We start from the raw sequence: 10928 nt of genomic DNA, 5'->3' as shown, positions 1-10928 counted from the left end.
CGCGAAAACTTTTCAAGTTAATTTTTTCCAAAACAATGCGGACTTAGTTGAACCAGGAATCGATAGAACGTTTACTCTACAATTACAGGATTTAATCATAAATCAAACCAACCTTAATTTAGTTAAAAACGGTGGTGATTTAACCTATGAAGGTGAAATTGTAGATTATCGCATAAGTCCAATGACAGCAACTGCTGATCAACAAGCCTCACAAAACCGTTTAAAGATTCGTGTGAATGTTCGCTTTACTAATAAAAAGAAGGAAGCTGACAATTTCGAAAAATCGTTTGAATTTTTCTATGATTATCCTGCAACGACTCAGTTAAGCGGAGCCTCATTAAACACGGCTTTAAAAGAAATTTTTGACCGAATAACTCAAGATATCTTTAACGAGTCTTTGGCTAAATGGTAATCTTAGATATTATAGAACAATAAATACACCTTGAATAAAAATAACGCGCCAACTAATATGAACGTAACGGAGTATACTCAATTAATGAATAAACCCAATGCTATTTCTGAAACGCAAACTTTGGCGTTGGAGAACGTGTTGGATGAGTTTCCTTATTTTCAAAGTGCCCGCGCTTTACGCTTAAAAGGGCTTTACAATCAAAACAGTTTTAAATATAACTTTGCTTTAAAAGTAACCGCCGCTCACACTACTGATAGAAGTATTTTATTTGATTTCATCACCTCTGAATCCTTTACTGCTATCCAGAAAGCATTTTTCGAAAAAAAGAAATTAGAATTATTGAATATAACGGTAGTAGATAGTCAAGAAATTACCGCTTCAAAAGAGCCTAACACGCTTGAAAGATCCATATTATCTTCAATTAAAGAAGCGAGTCCTGCTGAAGCAAATGAACAAAAAATCGCTATTGAGGCCAAATTGGATATTGGAACACCTATAGCATTTTCAGAAAACGAAAAGCATTCGTTTCAAGAATGGTTACAATTGTCTAGAATTCAACCCATAGTCAGGGAAGAAGAGCCAATCGAAGAACCCAAGACAACCCTTATTGACGAGGTTAAGAAGAAAAAAGAAGCTTTAATTAATAAATTTATAGAAACAAGCCCTAAGATTGCTCCAGTAAAAAACGGAACACCATCTCCTGCCTATTTCGACATAAACAAAGATGACAATTCATCGTTAATGACAGAGACACTAGCAAAGGTATATTTAGAACAAAAAAAATATCAAAAAGCGATTCAAGCTTATGAAATATTAATTTTGAAATATCCAGAAAAAAGTAGTTTCTTTGCAGACCGCATATCGGATATTAAGATTTTACAACAAAACAATAATTAAGCAATGAGCACATTTTCAATTTTTTTAGTTTTAATTACAATAGTTTGTTTTCTATTGGTGGTAGTAATAATGGTTCAAAACCCTAAAGGTGGTGGTCTTTCCTCTTCATTAGGTGGTTCAACTCAAATAGGTGGTGTACAAAAAACCTCTGACTTTTTAGATAAAAGCACTTGGACACTAGCAACAATTTTAATTGCACTTATATTATTATCGACTTTAAGTTTCACTGGAACATTAAGTGACACTGATTCTAAAATCATTGACAATACAGAGGCTGCTGCTCCGGCAACACCAATACAAGATGCACCAGCTGCAACTACACCTGCTAAATAATTTATTATTTTACATCATAAAAAAATGCCAGCTTGTCAAAGCTGGCTTTTTTTATAGGTAAAAATGTCACCTATTTCAGCTTGGCATAATTTCTGAAATAAAGAAGAATATCATAAAAACAAATAAAAATTATAAAATCATGGCATTGAACATTAAACCACTTTCAGACCGCGTTCTTATCGAACCAGTTGCCGCAGAAACAAAAACTGCATCAGGAATTTTCATTCCAGACACTGCTAAGGAAAAACCACAAAAAGGGACTGTTGTTGCTGTTGGAAATGGAACTAAAGAGCATACGATGACCGTTAAAATTGGTGACTCTGTACTTTATGGTAAATATGCAGGAACTGAATTAAAATTAGAAGGAAAAGATTATTTGATCATGCGCGAAGATGACATTCTTGCGATAATCTAAATTTCGTTTCCCGTTTAAGAACTAAGTTTAAATAAATAACAAAGAGGACGAGATTCCTTCGTTCCTCGCAATGAAAAAATTAAAATGGCAAAAGATATAAAATTTGATATTGAAGCTCGCGACGGATTAAAACGTGGAGTTGACGCATTAGCTAATGCAGTAAAAGTAACTTTAGGACCTAAAGGTCGTAACGTAATTATTGGAAAATCATTTGGAGGACCAACTGTTACTAAAGATGGAGTTTCTGTTGCAAAAGAAATCGAATTGAAAGATCCTTTGGAAAACATGGGAGCTCAAATGGTAAAAGAAGTAGCTTCAAAAACGAATGATTTAGCAGGAGACGGAACTACAACTGCAACTGTTTTAGCGCAAGCAATCGTAAAAGAAGGTTTGAAAAACGTTGCTGCTGGAGCAAACCCAATGGATTTAAAAAGAGGAATTGACAAGGCGGTTGAAGCTATTGTAAGTGACTTAGCAAAGCAAGCCAAAGTAGTAGGATCTGATTCTGATAAAATCAAACAAATCGCTTCTATTTCAGCTAACAATGACGAGGTTATTGGAGAATTAATTGCTACGGCTTTCGCCAAAGTTGGAAAAGAAGGAGTAATTACTGTTGAAGAAGCTAAAGGAACTGATACTTACGTTGATGTTGTAGAAGGTATGCAATTTGACAGAGGATACCTATCTCCTTACTTTGTAACCAACTCTGAAAAAATGGAAGTTGAGTTGGAGAATCCTTACATCTTATTATATGACAAAAAAGTTTCTTCTTTAAAAGAATTACTTCCGGTTCTTGAGCCGGTTGCTCAATCAGGAAAACCTTTGTTGATCATCGCTGAGGATGTTGACGGAGAAGCATTGTCCACATTAGTAGTAAACAAACTTCGTGGAGCTTTAAAAATCGCTGCTGTAAAAGCACCTGGTTTTGGAGACAGAAGAAAAGCAATGTTAGAAGATATCGCTATTTTAACTGGTGGTACTGTAATTTCTGAAGAAAGAGGTTATACTCTAGAGAACACAACAATAGAAATGTTAGGTACTTGTAAAAAAGTAACTATCGATAAAGACAACACTACAGTAGTTAGTGGAGCTGGTGAAGCGGAAATGATCAAAAACCGTGTAAACCAAATCAAAGGTCAAATGGAAGCTACAACTTCTGATTATGACAAAGAAAAATTACAAGAGCGCTTAGCTAAATTAGCTGGTGGTGTTGCTGTTCTATACGTAGGAGCTGCATCAGAAGTTGAAATGAAAGAGAAAAAAGATAGAGTAGATGATGCTTTACACGCAACTCGTGCAGCTGTAGAAGAAGGTATCGTTGCTGGTGGTGGTGTTGCTTTATTAAGAGCTAAAAATGCTCTAAAAGAAATCACTGCTGAGAACGCTGATGAAGCAACTGGAATTCAAATTATTTCTCGCGCTATCGAAGCTCCTTTGCGTACTATTGTTGAAAATGCAGGTCTTGAAGGATCAGTAGTTGTAGCAAAAGTAGCCGAAGGATCTGGAGATTTTGGATACAATGCTAAGACAAATGAATATGTTGATATGCTTGCAGCAGGAATTATTGATCCTAAAAAAGTAACTCGTGTGGCATTAGAGAATGCAGCATCTGTTTCGGGAATGATCCTTACTACTGAATGTGCTTTAATCGATATTAAAGAAGAAGGTTCAGCTATGCCAATGGGTGGTGGTATGCCGGGAATGATGTAATATCAAGATTACCAAATACTAAAAATCCGTCTCTCACGAGACGGATTTTTTTTTATGAAACTGTTTTATAAAAACTAATTATTTATTCTTCTGTAGTAGGAAGTTTTTTAGCAAACTTAAGTAGCACTGGAGACAAAGTAAGCACTACTAACCCGAGAACAATCAATTCGATATGCTCCTTTAAATTAATTCCGTAATTTTCTAATAAAAAACCATAAAGATAGTGCCCTGCAAAGATCAATGTAAATGACCAAAGGAATGAACTCACGACATTAAAGAACATGAATTTCTTTTTCTCCATCGTTACAATTCCAGCAACTATAGGTGCAAAAGTTCTGAAAATAGGCAAAAATCTAGCAAAAATAATAGCTCTCCCACCATGCTTTTCAAAGAAATCCTTCGATTGAACTAAATATTTTTTCTTGAACCAAAACGAATCTTCTTTGTTATACAAATAATACCCACTTTTTGCCCCAAACCAATACCCTACTATATTCCCTAATATTCCTGAAACAGCAACCATTGTAGACAATAAGACTACATTAATAAAATCACTATCTATAAATACTAAGTTTTCAATTAATTCACGGTTGTAAATTCCAGCAAGAAATAAAAGACTATCGCCGGGTAAAAAGAATCCAGCAAAAAGACCCGTCTCTGCAAAGACAATAAATAAGACAATATAAATCCCCAGTTTTATTCCGTTTACATCAAAATGTATATAAAAAAGCGGGTCTATTAAATTCTTCCAATCAAAATTGTTCATTCTAAAATGTTTTTATCTAAAAATAATTTGAACGTGAAAGTAAGTATTATTTAGCTCAGGAACAATTTATTAATTTAATTTAGAATATAATTAACTTTAGGCTCAGATATAGCTATAGCAACCTTTATTTATTTAAAAACTAAAACCACAAAAAACCTATCGAATGATTTGGTTTCAGACACTAAAAATCAACCCTTTACCAACTATCAATAAACTGCGAGAGTAAAATAGCTCCTCTCCCTATTGAAGTGAAAAAAGCTGAAAAATAGATTAATTAAAACTAAAATAGGAAGGATGTAAATACCTGTTTTTACTACTAATAATACAAAAACAACCCAGAAACATAGCGATTTCCTATTTCTTGAAATTAATTAATACATCAATAATAACTTACTCCGTAATAACTGATTTCGCTTTGATATAATAAAGAATCAAATCTTACGCGTTACCTTTTGATAGTATAATGCTGGAATAAACAACACCAAAAAAATAGGCTGAATTATAAACCTTCGCACATAAAAAAGCGACCAACTACTGAAAAAATCATTGCAATATAGAATCACAAAAAAAGAAATCAATAAGAAAACAAAAAATAGTGCGTAGAGAAAAGCCACAAACTTAATCATCAATTTATCTTGGAAGAGTAGATAAATGATTCCAATTGACAAAACCGAATTCAATCCGTACCTGAACACTAAACTAGCAATAAATGGTACTAAATTATAAATAGGATACTCCAAGGAATTAAAATCTCCTTTGAAATAAAGCAGAAAAGGATCGTAAAACAAAATATTTTCATAGGCACGGATTAGCACCAACAAAAACAGTAGCACTGCTGCTAAAAAAAATCTCATTTTATTCCTAAGAATTACTTTTAGCATAAGTAGAATATTTTTTAACCCAAATTAACCAAAGTATAAAAACGACACCATAAATCGACAACGGAAATATTACACCGTGAAGTAAACCCTCTTTCGCTGGATACCAAAATATCAAAACACATAATAAGGCTATCCGAATGATATTTAAAGCATAAATCACAAAAACACCAAATCCAATAAATAAAAGGGTAGTTTTTAATTTACCTGAAAAAGAAACTACAAATGCAATAAACAAAATAACAATGCTAATTGCATTGCAACCTTCTATCATCCTTGCTACATACTTTTGATTATAGATTAGCCTGAGATAGGCTTCACCTACATAATATTTGACTTGAAAATCGATATTAAATACAGAAAGTAACCGTTCCGTATGACTAGCCACTAAACAGGTAATCGAGTCCATTTGATCTGTAGTAAACTGACTAAGATACGCCTGATAAAGCAAGGTCAATAGAATATAGCTCAAAAAAAACTTTGATAGAAATAACAAAAAAGGTTTGTATTGAATGAGATATTGTTTCAAAGCTAATTTTTAACAAATTTATATAAATTATCATAGGGAGTTTAAATACTTTTGTATAAAAACAAAACAAAATGACATTTACAGAATTAAAGCCAGAAGTTACTGCCATAACAACAAATAGCACCAAATCACGAGACGAAAAATTATTAGCCATTTGCCAACTTTTGAACGCAAACGTAGACTATTACAATTGGGTTGGGTTTTATTTTGCCAATCATGATACTCAAACGTTACACTTAGGTCCTTATGTAGGCGCTGAAACAGATCATACTGTGATTCCGTTTGGAAAAGGAATTTGTGGCCAAGTAGCAGAGTCCAATGCTAATTTTGTCGTACCTGATGTAGCAGCTCAAGACAATTATATTGCCTGCAGCTTTACGGTAAAATCAGAAATTGTAGTTCCGTTATTTGTTGACGGCAAAAACATAGGGCAAATTGATATTGATAGCCACGTTATTGATCCTTTCACTAGCGAAGACGAACGATTTTTAGAGTTTGTAAATCAGGAAGTTGCTAAGTTATATTAGTACAAGCACTAAATTTATTTTAAATCTCATGAAATCATTTCTAATCGCTCTGTATTTATTGCCCTTAATTATGCTGGGGCAAAATGAAAATAACCAAAAAATATACCTTGATTCGTTATGGAATGAAACCTCAGAAGCAAATCACAAATACTACCGAGTAATAGAATCCTATGATGCAACTACTGATTTGTATTATATCAAGGATCATTATAAAGCAGGAACCTTACAAATGGAAGGATACTCCAAAACTAAAGATGGTGGTTCAAGAGAAGGTGAATTTGTATTTTACTACGAAAATGGAAATGTAAAAAATAAATCATTTTATAAAAAGTCTCGATTGAGTGGAAGTTATGAAGAATGGTACGAAAATGGTCTGAAGAAATCTGAAGGAGAGCATTTTGAAACACAAAAAGGTTTTAATTCCAACTACCAGATTAACCAATACTGGAATCCTGATGGTCAGCAGACCGTAAAGGATGGAGATGGAGTATTTGAAATAAAAACAGAAAAATTCTCGGACAAAGGCTCCATAAAAAAAGGGCTTAAGGAAGGAGAATGGATAGGAAGCTACGGCAATAACTGTGGCTATATTGAAAAATATAAAGAAGGCGAACTAGTATCAGGAATTAGCACCGATGCTGAAGGCAAACAGTACAGTTACACAGAACTGGAAAAAAAGCCAGAGCCAATAAGAGGAATCAACGATTTTTACAAGCATATTGGAACCAACTTTAGGATTCCTAAAGAATATAAATCGGTAAATGGAAAAATATTTACCACTTTCATCGTAGATAAAAACGGTGAAATTGTAGAACCGAAAACCATAAAATCGTTAAATCCAACTTTAGACCAAGAAGCTATCAGAGTGATTAAAAGTTACGAAAAATGGATCCCTGCAAAACAAAGAGGTCAGTACGTACGAGTTTTATATTCGCTACCAATCACCTTATCAGGAAGAAATTAAAATAAGCATAGTTTTGAAATTATTTTCAATTCATAATTCAAATTTAAAATTTATTAAGTACTTTTGCACCCGTCTAACAATAGATGCTAGACATACATAAAAATCATTAAACAAATATTGGAATGTATTTAACTAAAGAGATTAAAGAAGAAATCTTCGCACAACACGGAGAAAAAACTAACACTGGAAAAGCTGAAGCGCAAATCGCTTTGTTTACTTTCAGAATCAGTCACTTAACTGAGCACTTGAAAAAAAATCGTCATGATTACAATACAGAGCGTTCATTAGTATTGTTAGTAGGTAAAAGAAGATCACTTTTGGATTACTTGAAAAAGAAAGAGATTAACAGATATCGTGAGATTATCAAAGTATTGAATATCAGAAAATAATCAATATAAAAAAGAGGTGCGTAAGTGCCTCTTTTTGTTTTTATAGTTCCTATTTTTACTAAATAAATTAAGTCCTTTTCAAAAAGGCATTATAGAGAGTAAAACAACATAAAGTTAGCACACGAAGTACTAACGAATAAAAAAAGTTTGGTTTTTCATTGGGTTTTAGGCATTAACTACGCACACAACAACTACAACACAACTAGAACCCATGTTTAACTTATAGAATTAAATTTATGATTCCACAATTATTTGTAGAAAGTATCGATTTAGGTGATGGCAGAAACATCACAATCGAGACAGGTCGTTTAGCGAAACAAGCTGATGGATCTGTAGTAGTAAGAATTGGTAAAACTGTAATCTTAGGAACAGTTGTATCATCAAGAAAAGCAAGTCCTGGTATTGACTTTTTACCTTTAACGGTAGATTACCGCGAAAAATTTGCTGCAGCAGGACGTTTCCCTGGAGGTTTCTTTAAGAGAGAAGCACGCCCAAGTGATAGCGAAGTGTTAACAATGAGACTAGTTGACCGTGTATTGCGTCCACTTTTCCCAGATGATTATCATGCAGAAGTGCAAGTTATGATTCAACTAATGTCTTATGACGAAGATGTTATGCCAGATGCATTAGCAGGTTTAGCAGCGTCAGCAGCATTAGCACTTTCTGATATTCCTTTCGAAACATTAATCTCTGAAGCTAGAGTTGGTCGTATCGACGGAAAATTCATCATCAACCCAAGCCGTGCTCAATTAGCCTTATCAGATATTGATATGATGATTGGTGCTTCTATGGATTCTATCGCAATGGTAGAAGGAGAGATGAAAGAAATCTCAGAAGCTGAAATGTTAGAAGCAATTAAATTTGCTCACGAACACATTAAAAACCAAATTTCGGCTCAATTGCGTTTGCAAGCTGCTTTTGGTAAAAAAGAAGTTCGTACCTACGAAGGAGAAAGAGAAGATGAAGCTATTTACGCAAAAGTAAAAGCAGCATCTTATGATAAAATATATGCTATAGCTAGCAAAGGTTCTTCTAAGCAAGAGCGTACTGCAGCATTCGAAGAAGTTAAAGACGAAGTTAAAGCGTTGTTTACTGAAGAAGAATTAGCTGAAAACGGAGATTTAGTTTCTAAATACTTCAAAAAAACAAACAAAGAAGCAGTTCGTAACGTAACCCTAGATTTAGGAACACGTTTAGACGGTAGAAAAACTACAGAAATCAGAGACATCTGGTGTGAAGTAGATTATTTACCATCTGTACACGGATCAGCTTTATTTACTCGTGGAGAAACTCAAGCATTGGCAACAGCAACTTTAGGAACTTCTAGAGAAGCAAACCAAATTGATTCTCCTTCAGAGCAAGGTGAAGAGAAATTCTACTTACACTACAACTTCCCTCCTTTCTCAACTGGTGAAGCACGTCCTTTAAGAGGAACTTCAAGAAGAGAAGTAGGTCACGGAAACTTAGCTCAAAGAGCCTTGAAAAATATGATTCCTGCTGATTGTCCTTATACAATTCGTGTAGTTTCAGAGGTTTTAGAGTCTAACGGTTCTTCTTCTATGGCTACAGTTTGTGCTGGTACATTATCTTTAATGGATGCAGGTATTCAAATGATTCGTCCAGTTTCTGGAATTGCAATGGGATTGATTACTGATGGCGATCGTTACGCTGTATTGTCTGATATTTTGGGTGATGAAGACCACTTGGGAGATATGGACTTTAAAGTAACCGGAACATCTGTAGGTATCACAGCTTGTCAAATGGACATCAAGATCGATGGATTAAAATATGAGATTATGGAAGCTGCACTAGCACAAGCTCGTGACGGTCGTTTACATATCCTTGGGAAATTAATCGAAACTTTAGCAGCTCCAAAAGAAGATGTTAAAGCTTACGCTCCAAAAATTATCACAAGAAGAATTCCTAATGCTTTCATTGGTGCATTGATCGGACCTGGTGGAAAAGTGATTCAAGAATTACAAAAAGCAACTGGAACTACTATTGTTATCAATGAAGATCCAATTACTGAAGAAGGAGTTATTGAAATTTTAGGAACTGATCCTGCTGGAATTGAAGCAGTATTAGCTAAAATTAAATCAATCACTTTCAAACCTCAAATGAATGAGTCTTACGAAGTAAAAGTAATCAAAATGTTAGATTTTGGTGCAGTTGTAGAATATACATCAGCTCCAGGAAACGAAGTTTTATTACACGTATCTGAGTTGGCATGGGACCGCACAGAAAATGTTTCTGATGTAGTGAACATGGGTGACGTTTTTGAAGTGAAATACTTAGGTATGGACCCAAAAACTAGAAAAGAAAAAGTGTCAAGAAAAGCACTTTTACCAAGACCTCCACGTGAGGAGAAAAAAGAGTAATCAGATCTTAGTTTACTAAAGGTTTATTTATAAAGAGTCCCGTTTCATTTATTTGAAACGGGATTTTTGTTTTGTGTAGGCGTGCTACTTATTTGAAGATTCAAGTTTACAACTCTCCTACTATTTGTCATTCTGACGAAGGAAGAATCCAAACTAAATTGAGCAACTTATGGAGATTCCTCCTTCGTCGGAATGACAAAATTGAGCTGACTTAGTTTTCTTTCTGATTGACGTTCTCAAAAAAACAATCATTTCAATAGATATAAAATGAGGAATATTTCTTAACACTCAGCTACTAAATACAAGAATTTAAACCAAGTACTATTTGTCATTCTGACGAAGGAAGAATCCAAACTAACTTGAGCAACTTGTGGAGATTCCTCCTCTGTCGGAATGACAAAATTGAACTGACTTAGTTATCATTTAGACTAGCGCTTTTAGAAAAAAACAACTTTTAAAAACTTTATAAATTACACTTTCTCCCTACACTTAATATTACTCAGTTTAAATAACACATAGAATCTTCCACTATTTGTCATTCTGACCAAGGAAGAATCCAAACTAACTTGAGCATCTTCTGGAGATTCCTACTCTGTCGGAATGACAAAGTAGAGCTGACTTAGTTTTCTTTCTGATTGACGTTCTCAAAAAAACAATCATTTCAATAGATATAAAATGAGGAATATTTCTTAACACTCAGCTACTAAATACAAGGATTTAAACCAAGTAC

The 10928-nt window shown here is 34.0% G+C and carries 12 protein-coding genes; 9 read left to right on the top strand and 3 right to left on the bottom strand.

Features of this window, described 5'->3' with window-relative positions:
* From P8M54_RS10090 to groL, 5 genes are all read left to right on the top strand, one after another.
* Positions 1-412, top strand: a 412-nt coding sequence (locus P8M54_RS10090; RefSeq protein ID WP_300287698.1) for an LptE family protein, incomplete at its 5' end; no start/stop codon positions are given.
* A gap of 57 nt (positions 413-469) precedes the next feature.
* Positions 470-1309 carry a tetratricopeptide repeat protein gene (locus P8M54_RS10085; protein WP_300287699.1) on the top strand — a complete coding sequence of 280 codons (840 nt, stop codon included), beginning with the start codon at positions 470-472 and terminating at the stop codon, positions 1307-1309.
* Between the two features lie 3 nt (positions 1310-1312).
* Positions 1313-1642: a preprotein translocase subunit SecG gene (gene secG, locus P8M54_RS10080; RefSeq protein WP_300287697.1), complete on the top strand. Its 330-nt coding sequence runs from the start codon at positions 1313-1315 to the stop codon at positions 1640-1642.
* 139 nt (positions 1643-1781) lie between these two features.
* Positions 1782-2057, top strand: a complete 276-nt coding sequence (locus P8M54_RS10075; protein WP_007137725.1) for a co-chaperone GroES — start codon at positions 1782-1784, stop codon at positions 2055-2057.
* A gap of 84 nt (positions 2058-2141) precedes the next feature.
* On the top strand, positions 2142-3767 hold the full coding sequence (groL, locus tag P8M54_RS10070) for a chaperonin GroEL (protein ID WP_300287695.1): 1626 nt from the start codon (positions 2142-2144) through the stop codon (positions 3765-3767).
* A gap of 82 nt (positions 3768-3849) precedes the next feature.
* Here the strand turns inward: groL and P8M54_RS10065 are convergent, their stop codons facing one another.
* The 3 genes from P8M54_RS10065 to xrtF all read right to left on the bottom strand — a co-directional run bounded on the left by P8M54_RS10065 (position 3850) and on the right by xrtF (position 5940).
* Positions 3850-4533: a VTT domain-containing protein gene (locus P8M54_RS10065; protein WP_300287694.1), complete on the bottom strand. Its 684-nt coding sequence runs from the start codon at positions 4531-4533 to the stop codon at positions 3850-3852.
* A gap of 431 nt (positions 4534-4964) precedes the next feature.
* On the bottom strand, positions 4965-5387 hold the full coding sequence (locus P8M54_RS10060) for an exosortase F system-associated protein (RefSeq protein WP_300287693.1): 423 nt from the start codon (positions 5385-5387) through the stop codon (positions 4965-4967).
* Between the two features lie 7 nt (positions 5388-5394).
* The gene (xrtF, locus tag P8M54_RS10055) at positions 5395-5940 is read right to left on the bottom strand and encodes an exosortase family protein XrtF (RefSeq protein ID WP_300287692.1); all 546 of its coding nucleotides are present in this window, start codon (positions 5938-5940) and stop codon (positions 5395-5397) included.
* 71 nt (positions 5941-6011) lie between these two features.
* On the opposite strand from xrtF, the gene P8M54_RS10050 reads away from it, so the two are divergent.
* The 4 genes from P8M54_RS10050 (at position 6012) to P8M54_RS10035 (ending at position 10198) form a co-directional block, all read left to right on the top strand.
* Positions 6012-6467, top strand: a complete 456-nt coding sequence (locus P8M54_RS10050; RefSeq protein ID WP_300287691.1) for a GAF domain-containing protein — start codon at positions 6012-6014, stop codon at positions 6465-6467.
* A gap of 28 nt (positions 6468-6495) precedes the next feature.
* Complete coding sequence (locus P8M54_RS10045) at positions 6496-7431, top strand: energy transducer TonB (RefSeq protein WP_300287690.1); 936 nt, start codon at positions 6496-6498, stop codon at positions 7429-7431.
* Positions 7432-7553: 122 nt separating this feature from the next.
* Positions 7554-7820: a 30S ribosomal protein S15 gene (gene rpsO / locus P8M54_RS10040; protein ID WP_144889279.1), complete on the top strand. Its 267-nt coding sequence runs from the start codon at positions 7554-7556 to the stop codon at positions 7818-7820.
* A gap of 236 nt (positions 7821-8056) precedes the next feature.
* On the top strand, positions 8057-10198 hold the full coding sequence (locus P8M54_RS10035; RefSeq protein WP_300287689.1) for a polyribonucleotide nucleotidyltransferase: 2142 nt from the start codon (positions 8057-8059) through the stop codon (positions 10196-10198).
* Positions 10199-10928: the final 730 nt, after the last annotated feature.

This window comes from Flavobacterium sp. (assembly GCF_029242675.1).
Classification (GTDB): Bacteria; Bacteroidota; Bacteroidia; order Flavobacteriales; family Flavobacteriaceae; genus Flavobacterium.
This window is presented reverse-complemented; position numbering and strand designations above follow the sequence as displayed.